We start from the raw sequence: 22,607 nt of genomic DNA, 5'->3' as shown, positions 1-22,607 counted from the left end.
AATCAATTCACTCTGCCTGTTGGTTACAGGAGTGAAGTCAGCTTTTACAACTATTCTCAGCATCAAGATCCTACAATCATGCCCCTGCAAAACATGCAAACTACAACGCTGCAATATTCCCGTAGTGCCAACAACCAAGACGTGGGAAAGGCTCTGGAAGGATACTGGAAAGAAGGAATTCCCACTCTAAACCACAGGGTGGTAGCAGCACGGCAAGTTCAGGAGAAAGCCGATGCGAAATGATCTCTGGCAAGTCGGTTGCGGCTACTGGCAAAATCAATTTATTCGGGAAAATCTGCTACCGCTGGGACATGCCGCATGGCAGGGGTTTATCACTCAGGGACGGGGTATGGTGGTCTGCGATGGGTTCATTGTCGCGGATGGGTCTGTGGATTGGCACACTGACATTGTGGAGTATACCGTCCGGTTTGTGCCTCTACCCAATGTTTCAGCCTATTTACAGTCTCTTAACCTGGAGGCAACCTTAATTGAACGTCTGACCGATACTGTTCAAACCTATGATCCCGTTCAACAAATTCTGCTGTTGATTCACGAAAATGGACGAGCCGAGATTAATCTGCTCCAAAATTTTGCGATCCCGATCGCAGACTGTTACCAGCAGATGCAGCAGCGTTGGTCAGAATTCCAACTGGAAGACCCTACACCCCGGAGGATGCTATGAGTGAATCTGCTGAACCAATGGACTGGCAGCAGGAATTTATTGCTACGAATTGGTTGGCAATCGGCTACAATGCCTGGGCAGGATACCTGAGTGGAGAACGTGGTGTACTCATTTGTAGCACTCATTCTCCGGCGATCGGTTACTGCCTTGAAACCCATTATGCTCAAGTATCATCTGCATCGCGCTGGAAAAATTCCCCCATCCGTTTATCCATTTGTGAAACATCAAGTTGTCTCTCAAACCAATTCACTTCCTCAATTTGGTATTACATCATTTCAAGTGTTCACAGGATGAACATTTTCTTAGGAGCGATCGTCCTTCTACTGGTCTTACAGATAGATCTTAGAGATAGATCTTATAGATCTTACAGATAGACACCCTACTCATCAAACCTATTCCCAATCAGGAGAGACTGCTTGATTAACCTTGATTCGACCTTCCCTCGTCCTCGCTGGAATGTGATTACATTCACCGTTCTACTACATTTGGGAGCATTATTTGCCGTTTTTCCGGCTAATTTCAGTTGGGCAGCCGTTGGAGTGGCCTTGTTTCTCTACTGGCTGACGATCGGCCTGGGTATTTCCCTCGGCTTTCATCGCCTGGCCAGTCATCGCAGTTTCAAAGTTCCAAAAGGGCTGGAATATTTCCTGATTCTCTGTGGCACGTTGGCCGGTCAAGGTGGGGTTAAAGGCTGGGTGGGCTATCACCGGATGCACCACCTGTATGCCGATCGCTCTGGCGATCCCCATGATTCTACCCAGGGCTTCTGGTGGAGTCACATCAGTTGGCTGATGCATGAAGTTCCGATGCGTAGCGAACTGCGCCGCTTCACTAAAGATATTGCCGATGATCCGTTCTATCAGTTTTGTCACAACCATTACATTGCCCTGCAAATTGCCTTAGCGGTCTTCCTCTACGGGTTGGGGGGAATGCCCTTTGTGATCTGGGGTATTTTCGTTCGCTTATTTGTGGGCTTTCACAGCACTTGTTTTGTCAATAGTGCCTGTCACAAGTTTGGCTATCGTAATGTTGAGGTGGGCGATCGCTCTACAAATTGCTGGTGGGTGGCATTGCTCACCTTTGGCGAGGGCTGGCACAACAATCATCATGGCTGTCAATCCTCAGCCCGGTTTGGCTGGCGGTGGTGGGAAATTGATCTGATCTGGGTGACAATTCGATTACTGGAGAAGTTGAAACTAGCCACGAATGTCAAAACCGCACATTTAACATTGGATGCAGAGGAATCAGCAGATGGTGATTAACCGATCTCAACCAGACTCCCTTCAACCGGATCACCCAGCGTTGGGTGATAGGCATACCGTTGACCTGGCAGATTGTATCCATGAACTACCCGATGGAGAACGCTATCTTTATCAGCTTTTTAGCCTGATTGAAGTTGGTGATCTAACGGTTACAAATCCGCAAGGCAAAGTATTCCACTTTGGTCAGGTGGGTTCTGATCTGCCCCTGCATCTGATCATTCACAATTCTGGTACCTGCGATCGCCTTTTAGCGTTCGGTACGCTGGGCTTTTGTGAAGCCTATATGGATGGTTGGTGGGATGAAGAGAATAATAATTTAGTTGAACTGATTGGGCTATTTTATCGTAGTAATGTTTATGCAAAAGCGCGGGATCGAGTCACCCTTGCCCTGGCACTCAAAATCATCGCACAACGGTTGCGAACCGTACCCATTCTGATTCAAAACAGTCGCAAGAATGTTCAGCATCACTATGACTTGGGCAATGATTTTTACCAGCAGTTTTTGGATCCGACGCTGACCTATTCCTGTGGCTATCAGCTTCAGGAAACCGACTCTTTGGAACAAATGCAGCGTCAGAAGTATGAGTTGATCTGTCGCAAACTGGCACTCCAACCCGGAGAATCGCTGATTGATATCGGTTGTGGTTGGGGCGGAATGTTGATCTATGCCGCCGAACATTACGGCATTTCTGGAACTGGAATAACGCTGAGTGAGCCACAGGCCACGCTGGCGCGCGAACGGATTGAGCAAAAAGGATTGAGCGATCGGCTCAAGATCGTCATTGCTGATTACCGAGAGGTGCAGGGACAATACGATAAGTTTGTCAGTATTGGTATGTTTGAGCATGTGGGTAAAGGGAGTTTTGCCACGTTCATGCAAAAGTCCTTCCAACTGCTAACACCCAATGGCATTGGATTACTGCACACGATCGCCACTCAAAGTAATGAACGCAATGGAGCCTGGGTGGATAAATATATTTTTCCAGGTGGTTATGCACCGCAACTGCATGAGTTGACTCAAGAACTATGGGCAGCCAAACTCTCAGTCGCACATTGCGAAAATTTGAAACCGCACTATGCTGAAACGATGAAACGATGGGCGGAGAATTTTACAACCAATTGGACAACGATCACCGCCCTTGATCCCCGCTACGATGAACGATTTTTCCGCATGTGGTATCTCTATCTGCAATCGTTTGAAGCATCATTTCGCTATGGTGGTTTACACGTTTATCAACTTCTCTTTTACAAAGGTAAGCAATGGCAATTGCATGTACCAATGTCATTTTCTGTTTAGCGATCGGTACAGTTCTTGCAATACTGACTGACCTGAATTTTTTATCCAACGGTTATGTCTGAAGATACTTTGTTTGTTTGCATCCTCTGTCGGTTTTCAGAAACACAATTGAATAAAATTGATTTTATTCCGGGTCAGATGCTCTTTGACCGATTGAGCGACGAACTGGCCCAGTCTGATCAAGCAACCATTAATCTCCAACCTGTTCGGTGTATGGGAGCGTGTAGTCATGCCTGTGCAGCAGCATTTATGGCTCCCAACAAACTTACGTTTATCTTGAGTCAACTTTCTCCCACGGATTCAGTATCAGATCTGCTGGAATTTAGCCGTCAATACACCGCTGCTTTAGATGGCCGAGTTCCCTACAAAGACCGCCCTGCAACCGTCAAGCAGAACATTCATGCTGTTCTACCACCCTTGCCGACCCATCCTTAAAACCATTCAGGAGTTTACTCATGCACAAAATTCCAGTCACCGTCGTTACAGGCTTTTTAGGAGCCGGAAAAACCACCCTCGTGCGTCATTTATTGCAGAACAATCAGGGTCGCCGCATTGCTGTGTTGGTGAATGAGTTTGGCGAAGTGGGCATTGATGCTGAGTTGTTGAAATCCTGTCAAGTTTGTGATGACGATGAAGATCCCGATACGAACATCCTGGAACTGGCCAATGGCTGTTTGTGTTGCACCGTACAGGAAGAGTTTTTGCCGACAATGCAGGAGTTATTAAAAAGACGCGATCGCCTCGACTGCATCCTGATCGAAACCTCGGGTTTAGCCCTACCCAAGCCTCTAGTACAGGCCTTCCGCTGGCCGGAAATTCGCACCGGGGCAACCGTCGATGGCGTTGTGACCGTTGTGGATTGCGAAGCCCTGTCCAGTGGTCAATTTGTGGGTGATTTGGATGCCCTGGAAGCCCAACGGCAAGCCGATGATAGCCTGGAGCATGAGACTCCGATTGAAGAACTGTTTGAAGATCAGTTGGCCTGTGCCGATATGGTGCTACTTACTAAAGTCGATCGGGTTGATTCGCAAACTCAACACCGAATCCAGCAGTGGTTACAAAAAGAACTTCCAGACGGGGTAAAGGTTGTGCCCTGTAAACAAGGAGAAATTAGCTCCGAGCTTTTACTGGGGTTCAATGCAGCCGTTGAAGATAACCTCGACTCCCGCTCCAGCCATCATGATACGGAAGAGGATCATGAGCATGATGAAGACATCACTTCAGTTCATGTGGTACTCGACCAGCCATTTGATTCGACAGAGTTGGTCAATCGCTTGCAATCTCTGGTACAGCAGCATGAAATTTATCGGATTAAGGGCTTTGTAGCGGTGCCCAATAAAGGGATGCGGTTAGTCGTTCAAGGCGTTGGCAATCGGTTTGATACGTTTTACGATCGCCCCTGGCAGCCAGATGAACCCCGCCAAACTCGTTTAGTGTTCATTGGGCGATCGCTCAATCCAGGGCAAGTGACCACTGCCATTCAGGAGGGAATCCTTGCTTGATCAATCCAGCGACATCCAGGTGATTTTGGAGTGAGCCGCAGCTTTTATTTCCCTGATACAACGGTATGTAGAGCACTTTGGGACATCGTTGCGATCGCCCGATCCGTTGCCTTAGGCAGGTAATAGTATTTACCGGCGGCGTATTGGGCAAGATCCCTGGCTAAACCAGAGGAAATAAACTTATTTTCGGTATCAATCACCAGGAGTTGCATCCCCAGGGTGCGAATGGCAGTTGCAATCTTCAGGAGTTCTTCTTTGATGTCGGGTTTCTCGGTGCCCAACAGCGGTTGCCCCAGGGAGCGCGATAGGGAAATGTTGGCTCTACCATCGGTAATCAAGGCAATCACCACTTGCCCAATATCCTTGGATTGTCTGGCATTTTGTCCCATGCGTACCGCTTGTGCCAGGGCGTGGGATAAGGGAGAACCGCCTCCACAGGGCAGGCGATTCAGGCGACGACGAGCAGCCGTAATCGATCGCGTGGGAGGTAGCAAGACTTCTGCCTGTTCACCATGAAACACAATCAGGGCAATCTGGTCACGGCTGCGGTACGCTTCTGCCAATAGTTGCAGAACGGCCCCTTTGGCAGACTGCATGCGATTCAGGGCCATTGATCCAGAGGCATCCACCACGAAAATGATCAAGGCTCCGGCTTTACGAGCCAGTCGTTTGATGCGGATGTCACTCTCCTCAATAATCACACGCCGACCGGGCTGCCGTTGACGACGGGCCTTTTGGTAAGGGGCCGCCGCCCGAAGGGTAGCATCCACCGCCACCCGCTTCACCACACCTTTTGGGAACATGGGTTTGACGTAACGTCCCCGATCCTGAGAGAAGATCACCCCGCGTCCTCCTGCCTTACCGTGCCGACGGTGGGCCAGGTGCGTAAAGGACAGAACAGACGGATCGAGAATGACCCCTTCTGGGGCAAAGATAAACTCGTCTGGAATCTCAGCCAATTCTAGTTCCGGTGGTTCTGGGGATTCCGGTGGTTCAACGCGATCGGGAGGTGGTGCTTCGGGGGGCAGTTCCGGGCTGGGCGGTGGTGGCGATGGCTGTTCGGGGGGAATGTCCGGCACGATCGCCCGAGGCACGATCGCCAACTCCACACCACAGCGCAGATCCTCGGCGTTCACGGCTAATCGTCCATTCAAAGCTGCATGGGCTTTAGCGATCCGGGCGGCAAACAATTCAGCCCGATGCCCTTCCACCTGTCCGCGAATGGCTTCGTTCACCAGATAGGTAATTTGCTCGGTCGTGATCCGCACCTGCTTCAACCCTTCCCGCGCCAGTACGATCTGGGTTTGGAGGCTTTCAATCTCATCCACATACTGACTCAGAAAATCCTTGGGAGATTCCATATAGCGGATGGCCCGGTTCACGGCTTCAACCCGATCTGAAACTGTCATCGTCTCATCTGCACTGAGCACCATGGCAAATCGATCCATCAAGTGTGCCCGCAGATCGCCCTCTGCCGGATTGTAGGTGGCAATAAACAGCGGCTTGCAGGGATGTTGAATACTGATGCCTTCCCGCTCAATTCGGTTGTACCCTTCCGCCAGAATGGTCAACAGCAGGTTGGTGATGTGTGCATCAAGCAGGTTAATTTCATCCACGTAAAGCACTCCCCGGTGGGCTTCTGCCAGCAGCCCCGGCTGGAAAACGGTTTCTCCCCGTTGGACAGACTGGTTGACATCGACAGAACCGAGCAGACGGTCTTCAGTCACACCAATTGGCACCTGGATGAAGGGCGTGGGAATGATTTGGGTGGCAAGGGGGGAATGGGGAGTTGTATCGCCCCAATCCTCCGGGTGAGCCGGGTCACAGTTAAAGCACGAACCCTGGATCACTTCAATAGGCGGCAGGAGGGCATGGAGGGCGCGCGCCATAACTGATTTTGCCGTCCCCCGTCGCCCAGCAATGATCACCCCTCCCAAGCCTGGATCGACGGCTAGCAGTAACAGTGCCAGTTTGATTGCAGCCTGCCCTACGATCGCCATTAACGGAAAGGTCGTAATCGTGGAGGTGCAAGTTTTCCCCGATGCCACGGTCATAGGCAGGATCAGCACTAGCCCGTTCAATGGTTTTTTTAAACATTAGTAAGCATTAGATTATCCTCAGGCAGTAATCCAACGGTTATCGCTGACGTGCATTTGAGCTGTTCCATTGCTTCAGCTTTAATTTCTAGCACAGAGTCTACCAGGACGACTATCAGAATTCTGCAAAGCTTGAGTTTAATAAGCCGATCGCCACAGTGTTTTGGAAGGCGATTCGCCAAACATCGCTTTGTATTCCCTTGAGAAATAGCCCATGTGCTGAAAGCCCAACTGTTTGGCAATAGAGGCGACCCTATCAATCGTTGGATCAGCTAGTTTCAGTGCAGATCGGACGCGATTGAGGCGGAGGGCTTTGAAGTAAGCGATCGGACTCATATCCAACAAGTCGTGGAAATAATTGTTGAGCGATCGTTCGCTGATCCCCGCAACTGCACAAAGTTGCTCAATGGTGAGAGGCTGGTCAAGGTGAGCCAACATATACTGTTCCAACTGTTTGACAAGTTGCATCCGCTGCAGTGAATGGGAGGGCTGTGCAGAGAAATCTTCCATAGAGAGAAGTACTGTAATTAGCAGCGATACGACATCTTGTGTAATGGATTGGGCATCAGGATATATTTTTTTACTATCAAGATCTTGCTCCAGCAGCGCAAAGTTCGATTGAAGGTAGGCTTTGATGGCGTTTAGAGCAGATGCATTGGCTCGCCCCAGGCTCTTCTGCAAATCTTCTGAACATAAACGGCATTGCTGTAAATCGGCATACTTTAAAAACAGATCTCGTTTTACTGCAATGATGAACATTTCGTATCCAGCAGGAACTTTGAGATCAATCTCTCGGTTCGAACTGAGCAAAACGTCCTGATTACCATACTTAAACCCTCGCCAGATGGCTTGTCCCTGCGAGCTGATTTCAATACCAAAAGCAATTGTTTCTGGTGGTGAAATGCCTTGAATTTGCACAGCTTGGTTCCAGCTTATATAAAATAACGCAATGCTTTCAAACTGGCTAAACTTCAGTTGACCATGAAAGCAACCTCTAGAGAGCTGCCGCCACTCCATTTTCCACTCAGATAAAACTGTGGGAATTTCATCAATGTCTTGGCTCGTTAAAGAAAAGAATTGCTCACTGCCCATCTGCTGATTCTGCTGTATGACTTATAGCAAATTTCACAACTATAAAAGATTGTTTAAGACTTTCATCTCGGTGTAGGGAAACTGCCCCTACACGTTGGCTCCTCCAGTCTGCTGCGCTCAGTAGCATCAACACTGCCGAGTAGTCCATCGCAGTTGGTGATACCCTGAACCGCTTCCGATCCTCAACAGTGTTGGCTTAAAGAAGAATAATTCAAGGGTTTGTTATGGATGCACTTCAGTAAAAGTAGTCATAGAACGACTCAAAACAAAATGGTTAGAACTTTCAATGAAGCTCCACTGCATTTGCGTAGGGTATTACACTAGTTTTCTTAATTATTCGCATAGAAGCTAAAGATATCTATCGAAAAACGGCAATCATTGAAGCACTAACTTATAATCAGCCCGTGACTATAGATAGCTTGCAGATCTTGTTTGATCGATCGGGTGTATCCCACTTTTGCATTTGCTTGATGGATAGCTAGACTGGCAGGCAAGACTTCGGCTTGAGCGCTCAGTCGAAACGCTGCCTACGCTACGGGAATCGCTCAATTTGCCTAAATTGGGATGCTCCCCAGCGATCGCACTTTGTTACATCTTGTGAAGCCAGTTCAAGTTCGTATCGATCGATTCAAGATACTCATAGATTACTTAAACATATCCAATGCGCGTTAAATTTCGTTGCCTCCGTTGCCCTTCCTGGTTTCGCTTTCAGATTCTCGCTACGGTTTCGGTTTTCTTAACGGCTATACCTGCCCGTGCCGCCGAAAGGCTCTACGTCAGCTACGGATTATTTGAGCGTTCTGTCTCCGTTTCCTCCCTAGAGTCCTATGCAGAGGATGGAACGGTCAACGCTGATCTACGGTTTTTCTTAAGCTTTCTCGACTCTGACCTTGAGGAAGAGCTGCAAAGGGCTCTCAATACAAGGTATGAGCTAGATCCCGTTGCCGTTTCCCAGAGCTTCTATGACCCGATCGGGGAAACCAGCCTCCGCTATATCGGCCGGGGCATTCAAACCGGAGGACGACAGAATGGACTGTATGCCCTGCGGGCTGCGTTGGTTCAGGCTGCGGCAGAACCGGGTGGGTTTACTATCCTTGATGTGCTGCGTCGGTTTCCTACCCAGGGAATGCGAGTTGATCTGAAAGTGTTGATTGAAGGATTGCGGGCAGCGAAGACATTCCTGGAAGAAACCAATCAAGTGATTGATGGTATTCAATTCTTAGCCCGGGCCTCCTCTGAAACCGAGATTCCGATTCCGGCTGAAGTACTCAGCTTAAGCGAGCCTGGCCCTTTTCAGGTTTCTACACAAACCATTACCTTGAGAGACGACCAGCGCGATCGAACTTATCCAGCTGATTTGTATTTACCTGAAATTCCAGATGCTGCACCTGGTTCTGTTCCGGTGATTGTCATTTCCCATGGACTAGGCTCCAGCCGCAAAGATTTTTCTGAAATTGCTCAACACTCTGCCTCTCATGGTTTTGCCGCTGTTCTACCTGAACATATTGGGAGCAACAAAGACCTGCAACAGGCTGTATTAGCCGGAAGAGCCAATGAGTTTTTTAGAGCGCGTGAATTTGTCGATCGCCCTCTGGATGTCACCTATTTGCTCGATGAACTGGAGCGACGTAATCAATCGGAGTGGCAGGGACGCTTGAACCTGAAAGAAGTGGCAGTTGGAGGACATTCCTTTGGGGCATACACCGCTCTCGTTTTGGGTGGAGCAACTGCTGATTTTGATAACCTGCATCGCTCCTGCGATCGAGAATCCTTCATTGAGTTTCTCAATCCAGCTTTACTGCTTCAGTGTCGGGCGTTGGAACTGGAAACCACTGAGCCTGAGGCAGTACAGCAGTTGACCCAGGGCTTACAAGATCCGCGAGTGCGTTTGGTTATCGCCGTTAATCCAGTCAACAGCGTCATTCTGGGAGAACAGGGCTTACCTCAGATTCAACTCCCGACGGTGATAGTGTCCAGTGGTTTTGATCCGGCAGCTCCGCTCATTCCAGAGCAGGCAAATGCGTTTACCTGGCTCACTGCACCAGAGAAGTATTTGATTGTGGTTCGGGGTGCTTCTCATACAGTTGAGTTGACGACTTTAATTAATCGGACGGTTGACCCTTCTGTGGCGATCGAGCAGATTGAAGCAGAAGTGCGCGTCTTTCGCAGCAATCTCAGAGCATTACTGCTGGCGTTTCTGCAAGTTTATTTAGCCGACAATTCAGAGTATCGCGCTTTTCTTCAACCCTTCTATGTTGAAACGTTAGATGATCCCCCGTTTGAGTTCAGTTTGATTCGATCGCTGAGTCAGGAACAATTATTGCAAATGATTAACGGAGAGCTGGTTAGAGAGGAAGATCATTTTTAGAAGGAGCTTGTAGGGAGCCTGTATGCTGACAAATAAGAATTGAGCCTATGCAAAAGTTCAACGAGCTGTTGATGTACCGATTCATGGGTATATTCATCGTCTGGATGGGGAAGTTGTCCAGGCTGCTGAAAATAGGGACGCTCCCCGTAAAACTGACCCCATTTAATATCAACTTGCTTCACAAACTCATACAAAAGTTGAGGATTGTGAATAAGTGTTTCTAGAAATTCACGCAGAGCATTCAGAGGCGAGTTCAGCTGCCGACTGATATCCACGTCATCCGTTGCAACGAGGATTTGTAAGACCGCTTTTAATGCTCCTGATGAATCAACCAAATTGCGATCGATAAAGAGATTAATTTCCGCTTTTGCTTGTAGCAGTTTTGGAACCGGAGATTCTCCCTTCAAAAAAGAGCCACCCTCCCGCCCAATTACTTCAGCTAAGGAAAATTGCCGACCTGCAAGAAACTCTTTCCGAAGCTCTAAATAATCGTCATTGCCGTCATTTGTTTGGTCTGTCATTCCATTGTTGTCCTTGGGTTTCAACAAGAGGTAGGAGGCAAACTCTGCTGCTTGTTTCGTCTCCTGATATCGCTAATTGCTAAAAGAAATAACATGAATTCTTAATGATTGATGCGCGATGCGCTGTATCGTTGCAGTAGTGGTGCTATGGTTCTAGATTTGTTGCCGTGTCTTGATAGTAATGCTCCCTGTTCTACTTCTATGATTGCTTTCTATATTTGAATTACCTAGCCCTTGCGATCGAGATTAGCCCAACTTTGACAAGGGATTAAAGATTTTCTGCTGCTCTATGCCTCAGAATGTAATGCAAAATTGTGAGTTTTTCGTGAGTATGAACAAAACCCTATCACTGATTGGTCTTGGCTTGTTGCTCGCAATGGAAATTGCCCAACCTGCCTGAACAGAAACCGTAATGGAAAAGGTCGCTCGTACCGGAATCCTGACGGATGGAACCTGGAGAGATTGGTTTCCTTATGTGGATGCTATCGCGTTCAGATGATGACAGATATTGTTCTGGAGGCACTGGAGCAAACATTGGGAATAGATTGTTAAACTACTATTCTTGCCGTTTCAACCAGCGAAATCCCTGGATATGTACGGGAATGACTCTGGTAAATCAGCGCAAACCGGCTTAGGAATACAAACCGAATAACCTGAAATTCTTGTGGGGTGGACATCTTGCCTGCCCAGTCAAAGCCGCAGAACAGTGGTCAGGTTATTTAATTCACAATTCTTAGAAAAATAGAAAGGAAAGCGGTATGGCAAAAAAAATTGACAAAGAGGAGTTCTTGCAGTCTCTCATCGTGCCGCCGGGCAGAAAAATTTCGCTTAAGAAAGATTACAATCCCAGTTTCAAGCCAGACTATATCACCAAAGAAGATGCTAATGCCCTGCTACAAACCGGCATTGGCAGAATGGCAGAGTTGCAAGATAAGCTCTATGCTCAGAACAACTATGGACTGTTGATTAACCTCCAGGCAATGGATGCAGCGGGAAAGGATGGCACGATCAAGCACGTGATGTCCGGGTTAAATCCGCAGGGATGCCAGGTGTTCAGCTTCAAAGTTCCCTCGGCGGAAGAACTCGATCACGACTATCTGTGGCGATACTTTAAGGCGTTACCAGAGCGAGGACGGATTGGCATCTTCAACCGCTCCTACTACGAAGAAGTTTTGGTAGTGCGGGTTCATGAAGCCTTGATGGAACGACAGCAGCTTCCTCCGGAAGCCAAAACCAAAAAGATCTGGCAGCAGCGATTTGAACAGATTAACAACTTTGAGAAATATCTGGTAGACAACGGTATTATTGTGCTGAAGTTCTTTTTGAACGTGTCGAAAGTGGAACAGAAGAAACGATTTTTGGAACGGATTGATCGCCCCGAAAAGAACTGGAAGTTTTCGGAAAATGATGCGAAGGAACGCGGTTTCTGGAATGACTACATGAATGCCTATGAAGATGTGTTTAACAATACCAGTACCGAATGGGCACCCTGGTACGTTATTCCTGCCGATCGCAAATGGTTTACCCGTCTTGCTGTGGGGGCAGTGATTTACATGACGCTGGAATCATTGGGGCTGGCATACCCAACTGTGACCGAAGAACACCGGCAATCTTTGCTAAAAGCCAAAGAACTGCTAGAAAACGAGGGAGAGTAAATAATGCCTACAAGCTGCGATCTCGAGATGGTATGAGCCATGCGACTACGTGACCTAATTCGTGCGGTAGAAGATAAATACAATCGCCTCCTGACTCTCTTAATTTTGATGTATCTCTCTTCACCGTTTTTAGTAGATTGGGCGATCGGCAATGTCATTCTTTTTTTCCTTTTTTTGGGAGTCATTGTCATCGTTATCTACCAAATTCAGCACAGTAAAAGGGCACTGAGGCTGCATATTGGTTTGCTCGTTTTAGCAATGGTGCTGAAAGTTCTAAACTATTTGACCTCTGCTTTACGGCATCTCAGTCCAGTATTTGAAGTTCTCAGTACAGGCATCCTGATGGCATTTTTCGCGCTATCAATCTACTTGATTTTGCGGGAATTGGCGATCGCTGAACAAGTTACAGCCGATATGATTAAAGGAGGAATTTGCGTCTACTTTCTGTTTGGATTTCTTTGGCTCGAAATGTACAATATTGTTTACAGTTTTGATGCAAATTCGTTCACTGCTCCATCAAAAAGTATCAGTCGCTCCGATCTGGCGCATTTCAGTTTCACAACGCTCACCACAGTCGGGTATGGAGATATCTCTCCCGCCAGTGAAATTGCCAGAGTTCTAGCCAACCTGGAAGGAATGGTGGGTGTAATGTATCCGGCGGTTTTCATTGCTCGTCTGGTCGGTTTATACAGCAAAGATTAATCTTTTACAATTTGGAACACAACCAAATGATGTACGTCGGGTTTACTAATCCAGCAACTCAAAAACTCGCAACGGATTGTTTGCTAGCAATTATTGTTTAATTGCATGGTGCAACACCGCTGCGAGCATCATTTCGTCTGGTTTGCCGGTAGATGTGCAGAAGATTAGAAAAATTGAATCTTCTCCGCCCTAAGAACTACCCTGGAACCATATTCAATAACTGTTACCTCTTCATACCTTCAAATTGCTGGCATACCTCAGATGATGGTTGAACCGAACGACAAAAACCACCTCCTGCTGCAAGAACGCTGCCCGTAGAAACAACCAGTGACATCGTTAAAAGAGTAACTAAAAACAATGATAGATTTTTCATAAAATTCCCCTTGTTTTCCAAAACTTTAAACAGTAATAGAATGCAGGCTCAACAATTTACTTCATGTTTGCCAAGCAAATTCCTGTGCTCAATTCATCAAAAACTGATGAATATTTGCAAGTGTTTGCGAAAAAGAAAGTGCATTACCTTTCTTCTGGAAATCGCTTATCAAATGTTCGTTTTAATTTATTGAAATTGGCTTTTCTGACGTAATGTAAGCCTGGCTATTATAATAGCTCGAAAACCTCGATTTTTGCCAGAATGAATCTTATCGATTTGTGACGGGCTGAATTAAGTGGCTGTTAAATAGAGGCAGTACAGCTATTGAAAGTCTTAATCAATGTAGGAAATGAATTCCTCATGTAGATGACCTAAATGACTGACTCTATCTCCTAACGGATTCCAGACTTTGTGAGCCAAATGGGTTTCCCACCAGAAATGCACTTTAGCTGAAAAAATTTGCCGTTTCTTGATAGCACTCGTCGTTCACCTCTACTACGATGAATAACTCTATAGTTGTCTTTAGCGTGCTGCTGCTGCTGGTGCTGTTTTTGCGTCCGTTGCTGTCTCTGTTCCCGAAAACAGCCCTGGGAGCGATTGTTGAGCAATGGATGCGATCGAGGCAGAGGCAACTGATGTTTAGAAATAGGGTGACAAAATGGTGATGCGACCAATGTTTCGTTCAAGTTCCAGTTCTATCAAATTCTATCCAGGTGCTGCTCGTTTCATCCTGGGAGCCAGTTTGGTGCTGTCGAGCTATGCGATCGTCCCTTCAGCCTGGGCAAGTCAGATTCATCCCAACGAAATTAGACTCGCGCAAGCCCAACTGACAACCGAGGAACTTCCCGGTGCTGATCACCTGTCCAATGCCTCAACCTTGGAGTATGGTGACAGGGTTAATGGTGCATTGAATGTGAGCAGCCTTCGCCATGCAGGCAGACGATTTTCGATCTATCGCTTTGAAGGAGAAGAAGGGCAGTTGGTGCGCATCAATTTGGTGGGAGGCTCGTCTAGAAGTCGAACTCCCGGTCAGTTACAAACGGGTTCCTTACTGATTAATCCTGTGGTGGTTCTGCTCGCTCCTAATGGGGAAATTATTGCTCAACAACCTGAACAGGCTGATGTGGCGAATGCCTTAATTCGCATGAATTTGCCAATGACTGGAACTTACAATATTCTGGTTACGAGTGCCACGGCAGGCGGTGGAGGAGCGTACACGCTCACGCTGCAAAACCCCGATTAAAGTAACTAAATTTTTATTCCTTCACGCATTTTCTGTACTGAAATAACGCTTAAGTCTCTCTCCTGCTTTCTTAACCTTGTCTTCTGACCTTCTTAACCTTATCTTCTAAATTTCTTAAGTTTATCTTTCGATCGTGCTCTTTTAACTGTACTAAAGGGACGATTTTGAGTTCAAATCTTGCCGTTTTTTGATAGATCAGACTGTTAGCTTCCTTCATCATCACAAGGTAGCTAACTCAATGTTCCACGGCTTCGGGGTAGGCGGAAAATAACGTACCCGGTAGGAGGCGTACAGCAGTGTGCCCTTACAGCAGATTTCTTCAAAGATTGGATGCCATTTTATTGCAGATCCCTCAGGGCTAAAGCGAAAAGAAACTTTTTGTACAGATTTAGCCAGGACAAGCAAAGTTGTTTGATCAATCAAAAATAGATGCAGGAAATTCTTAATTATGGTTGTAGCCACACCTCTACAAACAAAACCACTTTCAGATGAAGAACTGCACAAGATGCATGCCTTCTGGCGTGCCTGTAACTATCTGGCAGTGGGCATGATTTATCTTAGAGACAATCCCCTTTTAAAGGAACCCCTCAAGCCTGAGCATGTGAAGCAGCGGTTGCTGGGACATTGGGGCACCAGTCCTGGTCTTAGCTTTATCTATACCCATCTCAATCGGATTATTAAAAAACATGACCAGAGCGTGATCTATGTCGCCGGGCCGGGACACGGTGCGCCTGGCGTGCTGGCTCCGGTCTACCTAGAGGGAAGCTATTCAGAGGTTTACCCCGACAAAAGCGAAGATGCCGAGGGGTTGAAGAAGTTCTTCAAGCAGTTTTCTTTTCCGGGCGGTATTGGTAGCCATTGCACCCCCGAAACACCGGGTTCCATTCATGAAGGCGGGGAACTGGGCTATAGCCTGTCTCATGCCTATGGGATTGCCTTTGATAACCCAGAGACGATCGTTGCCTGTGTGGTGGGAGACGGAGAAGCCGAGACGGGGCCTTTAGCAACTGCATGGCATACGAACAAGTTCCTCAATCCGGCAAGGGATGGGGCAGTGTTGCCGATTCTGCACCTGAACGGGTATAAGATCGCCAACCCGACGATTCTGGCGCGGATTGATCACGACGAACTGGAGGATTTGTTCAAAGGGTATGGCTACAAGCCCTACTTTGTCGAAGGTAGCGATCCAGAAACTATGCACCAACTGATGGCAGCAACGCTGGACACGGTAGTTGCCGAAATCAAAGAGATTCAGCAGGAAGCCCGGACTAATGGGGTGTCAAAACGTCCCAAGTGGCCAATGATCGTGCTGCGATCGCCCAAGGGCTGGACGGGGCCTGCCTCTGTGGATGGGCATAAAACCGAGGACTTCTGGCGATCGCACCAGGTGCCGTTGTCGGGGATGCACAATAACCCTGGACACATGCAAATTCTGGAAGATTGGCTGCGGAGCTACAAGCCGGAAGAGTTATTTGATGACAACGGTACGTTGATTCCCGCCCTGAAGGAACTGCCTCCAACCGGCACCCGTCGTATGGGAGCCAACCCGATCGCCAATGGTGGCTTGCTGCGTCGGCAGTTAAATATGCCCGATTTTCGGAACTATGCTGTGAATGTGCCGCAACCGGCTCAGGTCGAAGCCGAAAACACGCGCCCCTTGGGGGCATTTCTGCGGGACATCATGAAAAACAACATGACCAACTTCCGCATGTTTGGCCCTGATGAAACGGCATCAAACCGACTGCAAGCGGTCTATGAGGTCAGCAAGAAGGTGTGGCTGGCAGAAATCAGGCCAGAGGATGCTGATGGCAGCGAACTGTCTACCGATGGCCGGGTGATGGAGATGCTGAGTGAACACACGCTGCTGGGCTGCATGGAGGGCTACCTGCTCTCCGGGCGACACGGCTTCTTCCACACCTATGAAGCCTTTGCCCATGTGATTGATTCCATGTTTAACCAACACGCCAAGTGGTTGGACATCAGCAAGCGTGAGATTCCGTGGCGTGCTCCGGTTTCATCCTGGAATGTGCTGCTTTCCTCTACGGTGTGGCGGCAAGATCACAACGGCTTCTCTCACCAAGATCCGGGATTCGTGGATCTGGTGACGAACAAGAGTGCGGAAGTGGTTCGCATCTATTTCCCGCCGGATGCCAACTGTCTGCTCTCGGTGGCCGATCATTGCTTACGCAGCACTGACTACACCAATATCATCGTCTCAGATAAACAGCTGCACTTGCAGTACCTCAATATGGAAGAGGCGATTCAGCACTGCACGAAGGGAATTGGCATCTGGGACTGGGCCAGCAACGATGATTGTGGGACAGAACCGGATGAACCCGATCTGGTCATGGCTTGCTGTGGAGACATTCCCACTAAAGAGGCATTGGCAGCAACAGCCATTCTGCGGGAAGAGTTTCCGGAGTTGAAGGTGCGATTCATCAATGTGGTGGATCTAATGACACTGCAGCCCGATGCCGAGCATCCGCATGGTTTATCCAACCGTGAGTTTGACACGCTGTTTACCCCGGATAAGCCTGTGATGTTCAACTTCCACGGCTATCCCTGGTTGATTCACAAGCTGTGTTATCGCCGTTCCAATCAAGATCGCATTCATGTGCGGGGTTACAAGGAGAAGGGCAATATCAACACACCGTTGGAACTGGCAATCAATAACCAGATCGATCGATTTAATCTAGTCATCGATGTGATCGATCGCGTTCCTACGCTCGGCTCCAGGGGTGCCCATGTCCGGGAACGGATGAAGAACGCCATTATCAATCACTGCGCCTATGCCTATGAACAGGGCACAGACAGGGATGAAATCAGTCACTGGACATGGCCATATTAATTCATGCTTAAGAAGAGGTGTGGGTGTATCCTGCACCTCTTTACGTAGTTTCCAGTTGTTTGAAATGATAGGACTACGGGATGCTCCAGTTCATTCATGAGAGCGGTTAAGAACGTGAATGAGACGATCGCCACTGCCCTCAACCGCATGGATGCCACTGTCCAAGGTGCGATCGAGCAAAAATGCTGGAAGTAGTATGCAGGATTATCAGCATTGAAGTTAAAGCAGCCTGTGGCTTAACCATGCTGCTGTCAACCTATTAAACCGAGGTGACAATCGCGTGTTCTCGCAATTCTGAACGGGAGGTTTAGATGTATGACCATCGGCAAATTAAAGTTTGAAGTATCTGAGGACATAAAAGCCTTATTTCCTGAGGAAAAGCTGTCGTCACTGATCGAAGCATTTGTTCGCCTCGACTCCAACGAGGACGGCAAAATCGAATTGGAGGAATACCTCAACTTTGCGCTGGCGAAGGAGAAAGCTCGCCTGATCGACAAGTTCGTTGCGGCAGATACCGATCAGGATGGATGCGTTGAGTTTGAAGAGTTCGTTGCTGTACTGGAGCCAAACTTCCATATCCTCAAACGGTTCCAAGAATTGGATCTTGACCGGAATGGGTTACTTTCGCTGGAAGAAGCAATCAATATTGCTGATCAGTTGGTTTTACCCCTCAACACCACCCAGATTGAAGCTATCCTTCGCAAAATCGATCGCGATGGAGATGGACAAATCACCTACTACGAATATCTGGGGGCGATCGCTCACATTGGGTTCCAGTAGTTCGCGCTGTATTGCTGATTATTCAAAAAGAGGTTTATATGAACGCCAGTGAACTTTGGCAACGCTACGAAGACTGGCTCTACTACCACGACGGTCTGGATTTGTATCTGGACATCAGCCGGATGCGCTTTGATGATGCCCTGGTTAATACCTTGAAGCTGAAGTTTGAGAAAGCTTTCAAAGATATGGAAGCACTGGAGGCAGGAGCGATCGCCAACCCGGACGAAAACCGCATGGTGGGGCATTACTGGTTGCGTGACCCCGATCGCGCCCCCTCTGCCCTGGGATTGGCAGCATTGGCGGAAAAAGCAGGTGCATCTGATCACGTTGAAACTGTTTACAAAATTGTGCGCCACCTGGCAGCCAATCAGCGGGGAATTGCCTTGGAGGGCGATCGCACCAAACCGTCCAGCTTGCTGGTTTCGCTTAAGTAACAGGATGCGGATCGAGATACTGATGTGGAGTTTATCCTATGAAAGTCGCATTCTTTAGCACCAAGTCCTACGATCGCCAATCCTTTGAAGAGGTCAATGTTAACTACAATCACGAACTGACCTTTTTTGATGTCCAGCTCAATGCCAAAACCGCCGTTTTAGCTGCGGAATTTCCAGCCGTGTGCATGTTTGTCAACGACATTGCAGATGCAGCAACCCTTGATATACTCGCCTCTCAGGGAACTCACTTGATCGCGTTACGCTCCGCTGGGTTTAATACCGTTGATCTCGAGCGAGCCAGTGAACTCGGCATCAAAGTTGTGCGCGTCCCCGCTTATTCTCCCTATGCTGTTGCCGAACACGCCCTTGCCCTGATATTGGCACTGAATCGTAAACTCTACAGAGCCTATAACCGGGTACGGGACGATAATTTCTCCCTGGAAGGCTTGCTGGGATTTGACCTGCATGGCTGCACGGTTGGTGTCGTGGGTACAGGCAAAATCGGGATGGTATTTGCCCAAATCATCCAGGGTCTGGGCTGTTCATTGTTGGGCTACGATGCTTATCCAAATCCGCAATTTGAAGCGATCGCCAATGCCCGGTATGTTCCGCTTTCAGAGCTTTTAGCCAACTCCGATATCATCTCACTGCATTGTCCGTTGTTGTCCGAAACCCATCATCTGATCAACGCCGAAACGATCGCTCAGATGAAACCAGGGATGATGCTTATTAACACCAGTCGGGGTGGATTGATTGATACGCTTGCGGTCATCCAGGGAATTAAATCAGGAAAAATTGGCTATTTGGGCATTGATGTTTACGAACAGGAAGATGAACTGTTCTTTCAAGATTTGTCTGACACCGTCATCCAGGACGATACCTTCCAATTGCTGCAATCCTTTCCCAACGTGATGATCACTGCCCATCAAGCCTTCTTTACCCGCGATGCTCTAGAAAATATCGCCACAACGACCTTATCCAACATCACGGAATTTGAGCAGGGGCAACCCTTAAAGAACGAAGTTGCTTATCAAGCTCCAGCACCGACAAAAGCGGGTGTTTAACAAGGTAATGGGTAATGGGTAATGGGTAATGGGTGATTGATCATCATTTTTCTATTACCGACTCCCAACTCCCGACTCCCGACTCCCGACTCCCCATTACCAACTACCCCATTCCCTATCCACAGCTACTAGGAGATTACAGTTATGGTCAGCATTGTTCCCAACAACATTCAAATCGAAGACGATCGCACGGGGATTGATATCGAAACCCTGAAGCGAGCCTTCCTGGATAACCTGTTCTACATTCAGGCGAAGTTTCCCAGAATTGCTACGAAGAACGACTATTACATGGCTTTAGCCTACACCGTGCGCGATCGCCTGCTCAACCGCTGGCTGCGGACGACCCAGACCTATTTAGAGAAGGCCCCACGTACCGTCGCTTATCTGTCTGCCGAGTTTCTGCTGGGGCCCCATCTGGGGAATAACCTGATTAACCTGGGGCTGTACAACGTCGTGAAGCAGGCGATGGAGGAACTTGGGCTGAACCTGACCGACCTGCTGGAACAGGAAGAAGAACCCGGATTGGGGAATGGCGGTTTGGGGCGGCTGGCGGCTTGCTATATTGATTCGCTGGCCACGCTGGAAATTCCGGCGATCGGCTACGGCATTCGCTACCAATTCGGCATCTTTGACCAGGAAATCAAGGACGGGTGGCAGGTGGAGATTACAGATTTGTGGTTGCAGTATGGCAATCCCTGGGAGGTGGCCCGTCCGGAGGCAGCACTAGAGGTCAAGTTTGGCGGTCGTACCGAAGTGTATACCGATGAACATGGACGCTATCGCATCCGGTGGGTTCCCTTTAAAGTGATGAAGGGCGTTCCTTACGACACACCCATTCTGGGCTTTCAGACGAATACCGCCAACACCCTGCGGTTGTGGAAAGCAGAAGCACCAGAATCCTTTGATTTTGAAGCGTTCAATAAGGGAGACTATTTTGGAGCCGTTCACGCCAAGAGCGAGTGCGAAAACATCACGAAAGTTCTCTATCCCAATGATGAATCCCATCAAGGGAAGCAACTGCGATTAGAACAGCAGTACTTCTTTGTCTCCTGTTCGTTGCAGGATATGATTCGGATAATGCAGATCCAAAATCTGACGCTGGAACGGTTCCATGAACACTATGCGATTCAGTTGAATGACACCCACCCCACGATCGGGGTAGCGGAATTGATGCGGCTGTTGCTGGATGAGTATGGCTTTGAGTGGGATCGAGCTTGGAATATTACCACGAGAACCTTTGCCTACACCAACCATACGCTTTTACCGGAAGCGCTGGAACGCTGGCCTCTGGCTATGTTTGCCAGTCTCCTACCCCGTCACCTGGAAATCATTTACGAAATCAATTGTCGTTTCCTCGATGAAGTTCGCATCAAATTCCCTGATGATGGCGATCGCCTCCGGCGCATGTCCATTATTGATGAGAGCGGTGAGCGGTATGTGCGGATGGCAAATCTAGCCTGTGTTGGTAGTTTTGCTATCAATGGGGTGGCTGAGTTGCATAGTGAACTGCTGAAACAGACGACGCTGCACGACTTCTACGAGATGTATCCAGAGAAGTTCACTAACGTTACGAATGGGGTGACACCGCGTCGGTTCATGCTCTTAAGCAATCCTCGCCTGGCTAACCTGATTACGAACAAGATTGGGGATGGCTGGATCAAACGTCTGGACGAACTCCGGAAATTGGAAGACTTCGTCCATGATGCCAACTTCCGCCACGATTTCCGTCAAGTGAAGCAAGCAGTAAAACAAGATCTAGCCGATCATATCCGTACCCACTACAGCATTGACGTTAATCCGAATTCGCTGTTTGACATTCAAGCCAAACGCATTCACGAATATAAACGGCAACATCTGAATGCGCTCTATATCGTTACCCTCTACAACCGGCTCAAAGCCGATCCAGATCTGGATATAACCCCCCGCACCTTCCTGTTTGGGGGTAAAGCCGCACCCGGTTACTACATGGCAAAGTTGATGATTAAATTGATTAACTCGATCGCCGATGTGGTGAACAACGATCCCGATGTGCGCGATCGAATTAAAGTGGTGTTTCTGAAAGATTACAACGTCAAGTTTGCTCAGCGCGTGTATCCGGCTGCGGATTTATCGGAACAGATTTCTACTGCCGGGAAGGAAGCCTCTGGGACTGGCAACATGAAGTTTTCAATGAACGGTGCATTGACCATTGGTACACTCGACGGTGCGAACATTGAAATTCGTGAGGCTGTCGGCGTTGATAACTTCTTCCTCTTTGGGTTGACGGCAGAAGAAGTACTGGCGAAAAAAGCATCCGGTTACAATCCCTGGGATTACTACAACAGCAATCCTGAACTGAAGCTGGTGATCGATCGCCTCGCCTCTGGCTTCTTCTCCCACGGTGATCCGAATCTGTTTAAGCCGTTACTGGATTCGCTGCTGTACCGGGATGAATATCTGCTGCTGGCGGATTACCAGTCCTACGTCGAATGTCAGGAGCGGGTGAGTCAAGCCTATCGCGATTCAGATTATTGGACTCGCATGTCGATCTTAAACGTGGCACGCATGGGCAAATTCTCCAGCGATCGATCGATTCAGGATTACCTCCAACACATTTGGAAAGCTCCTGCTGTGAAGGTGGACGTGCCAGAGTACACCCAATCCCACAGTGATTTGAAGCTCACTTTCTAGCCAGATCAGTATGGGGCA

General features: G+C 48.3%; 18 protein-coding genes and 1 pseudogene. 16 read left to right on the top strand and 3 right to left on the bottom strand.

Features of this window, described 5'->3' with window-relative positions; all coding sequences use genetic code 11:
- The first annotated feature begins 78 nt into the window (after nt 1-78).
- The 6 genes from ACM1PF_RS15390 to cobW all read left to right on the top strand — a co-directional run bounded on the left by ACM1PF_RS15390 (nt 79) and on the right by cobW (nt 4,743).
- Complete coding sequence (locus tag ACM1PF_RS15390) at nt 79-243, top strand: hypothetical protein (RefSeq protein WP_416676108.1); 165 nt, start codon at nt 79-81, stop codon at nt 241-243.
- Nucleotides 233-682: a hypothetical protein gene (locus ACM1PF_RS15385; RefSeq protein ID WP_416676106.1), complete on the top strand. Its 450-nt coding sequence runs from the start codon at nt 233-235 to the stop codon at nt 680-682. The genes ACM1PF_RS15390 and ACM1PF_RS15385 overlap by 11 nt, the downstream gene beginning before the upstream one ends.
- Before the next feature lie 416 nt (nt 683-1,098).
- Nucleotides 1,099-1,944, top strand: a complete 846-nt coding sequence (locus tag ACM1PF_RS15380; RefSeq protein ID WP_416676104.1) for an acyl-CoA desaturase — start codon at nt 1,099-1,101, stop codon at nt 1,942-1,944.
- On the top strand, nt 1,934-3,241 hold the full coding sequence (locus ACM1PF_RS15375; protein WP_416676102.1) for a class I SAM-dependent methyltransferase: 1,308 nt from the start codon (nt 1,934-1,936) through the stop codon (nt 3,239-3,241). Before ACM1PF_RS15380 ends, ACM1PF_RS15375 begins: the two co-directional genes overlap by 11 nt.
- Before the next feature lie 54 nt (nt 3,242-3,295).
- On the top strand, nt 3,296-3,676 hold the full coding sequence (locus tag ACM1PF_RS15370; protein ID WP_416676099.1) for a DUF1636 domain-containing protein: 381 nt from the start codon (nt 3,296-3,298) through the stop codon (nt 3,674-3,676).
- A 20-nt stretch (nt 3,677-3,696) separates the two neighbouring features.
- Nucleotides 3,697-4,743 carry a cobalamin biosynthesis protein CobW gene (cobW, locus tag ACM1PF_RS15365; RefSeq protein WP_416676096.1) on the top strand — a complete coding sequence of 349 codons (1,047 nt, stop codon included), beginning with the start codon at nt 3,697-3,699 and terminating at the stop codon, nt 4,741-4,743.
- A 44-nt stretch (nt 4,744-4,787) separates the two neighbouring features.
- Here the strand turns inward: cobW and bchD are convergent, their stop codons facing one another.
- Nucleotides 4,788-6,797, bottom strand: a complete 2,010-nt coding sequence (bchD, locus tag ACM1PF_RS15360) for a magnesium chelatase ATPase subunit D (RefSeq protein ID WP_416676094.1) — start codon at nt 6,795-6,797, stop codon at nt 4,788-4,790.
- Nucleotides 6,798-6,977: 180 nt separating this feature from the next.
- The gene (locus tag ACM1PF_RS15355) at nt 6,978-7,931 is read right to left on the bottom strand and encodes a helix-turn-helix domain-containing protein (RefSeq protein WP_416676091.1); all 954 of its coding nucleotides are present in this window, start codon (nt 7,929-7,931) and stop codon (nt 6,978-6,980) included.
- A 661-nt stretch (nt 7,932-8,592) separates the two neighbouring features.
- On the opposite strand from ACM1PF_RS15355, the gene ACM1PF_RS15350 reads away from it, so the two are divergent.
- Nucleotides 8,593-10,299, top strand: a complete 1,707-nt coding sequence (locus tag ACM1PF_RS15350; RefSeq protein WP_416676089.1) for an alpha/beta hydrolase — start codon at nt 8,593-8,595, stop codon at nt 10,297-10,299.
- Here the strand turns inward: ACM1PF_RS15350 and ACM1PF_RS15345 are convergent.
- Entirely contained in the window at nt 10,296-10,820 is a 525-nt protein-coding gene (locus ACM1PF_RS15345; protein ID WP_416676657.1) for a hypothetical protein, read from the bottom strand. The genes ACM1PF_RS15350 and ACM1PF_RS15345 overlap by 4 nt on opposite strands.
- Nucleotides 10,821-11,578: 758 nt before the next feature.
- Between ACM1PF_RS15345 and ACM1PF_RS15340 the strand changes: the two genes are divergently transcribed.
- The 9 genes and pseudogenes from ACM1PF_RS15340 to ACM1PF_RS15300 all read left to right on the top strand — a co-directional run bounded on the left by ACM1PF_RS15340 (nt 11,579) and on the right by ACM1PF_RS15300 (nt 22,589).
- Nucleotides 11,579-12,475 carry a polyphosphate kinase 2 family protein gene (locus ACM1PF_RS15340; RefSeq protein ID WP_416676087.1) on the top strand — a complete coding sequence of 299 codons (897 nt, stop codon included), beginning with the start codon at nt 11,579-11,581 and terminating at the stop codon, nt 12,473-12,475.
- 39 nt (nt 12,476-12,514) lie between these two features.
- Complete coding sequence (locus tag ACM1PF_RS15335) at nt 12,515-13,177, top strand: potassium channel family protein (protein ID WP_416676086.1); 663 nt, start codon at nt 12,515-12,517, stop codon at nt 13,175-13,177.
- Nucleotides 13,178-14,050: 873 nt separating this feature from the next.
- A complete protein-coding gene (locus ACM1PF_RS15330) occupies nt 14,051-14,215 on the top strand; it encodes a hypothetical protein (protein WP_416676085.1) in 165 nt (54 codons plus the stop codon).
- Nucleotides 14,216-14,223: 8 nt separating this feature from the next.
- Nucleotides 14,224-14,793, top strand: a complete 570-nt coding sequence (locus ACM1PF_RS15325) for a hypothetical protein (RefSeq protein ID WP_416676084.1) — start codon at nt 14,224-14,226, stop codon at nt 14,791-14,793.
- A gap of 448 nt (nt 14,794-15,241) precedes the next feature.
- Complete coding sequence (locus ACM1PF_RS15320) at nt 15,242-17,641, top strand: phosphoketolase family protein (protein ID WP_416676083.1); 2,400 nt, start codon at nt 15,242-15,244, stop codon at nt 17,639-17,641.
- Between the two features lie 315 nt (nt 17,642-17,956).
- On the top strand, nt 17,957-18,421 hold the full coding sequence (locus ACM1PF_RS15315; protein ID WP_416676081.1) for an EF-hand domain-containing protein: 465 nt from the start codon (nt 17,957-17,959) through the stop codon (nt 18,419-18,421).
- A 38-nt stretch (nt 18,422-18,459) separates the two neighbouring features.
- Nucleotides 18,460-18,697, top strand: a pseudogene (pgi, locus tag ACM1PF_RS15310) (glucose-6-phosphate isomerase); the annotation flags it as partial.
- Between the two features lie 196 nt (nt 18,698-18,893).
- Nucleotides 18,894-19,919 carry a 2-hydroxyacid dehydrogenase gene (locus ACM1PF_RS15305; RefSeq protein ID WP_416676078.1) on the top strand — a complete coding sequence of 342 codons (1,026 nt, stop codon included), beginning with the start codon at nt 18,894-18,896 and terminating at the stop codon, nt 19,917-19,919.
- A gap of 144 nt (nt 19,920-20,063) precedes the next feature.
- Nucleotides 20,064-22,589, top strand: a complete 2,526-nt coding sequence (locus ACM1PF_RS15300) for a glycogen/starch/alpha-glucan phosphorylase (RefSeq protein WP_416676075.1) — start codon at nt 20,064-20,066, stop codon at nt 22,587-22,589.
- Nucleotides 22,590-22,607 lie beyond the last annotated feature (18 nt).

This window comes from Egbenema bharatensis FJBBOT/2019, assembly GCF_048077055.1.
In the GTDB taxonomy this organism is placed as follows: Bacteria; Cyanobacteriota; Cyanobacteriia; order Elainellales; family Elainellaceae; genus Egbenema; species Egbenema bharatensis.
The sequence above is the reverse complement of the archived record's forward strand: the minus strand, read 5'-3'. Positions and strand labels throughout refer to the sequence as shown.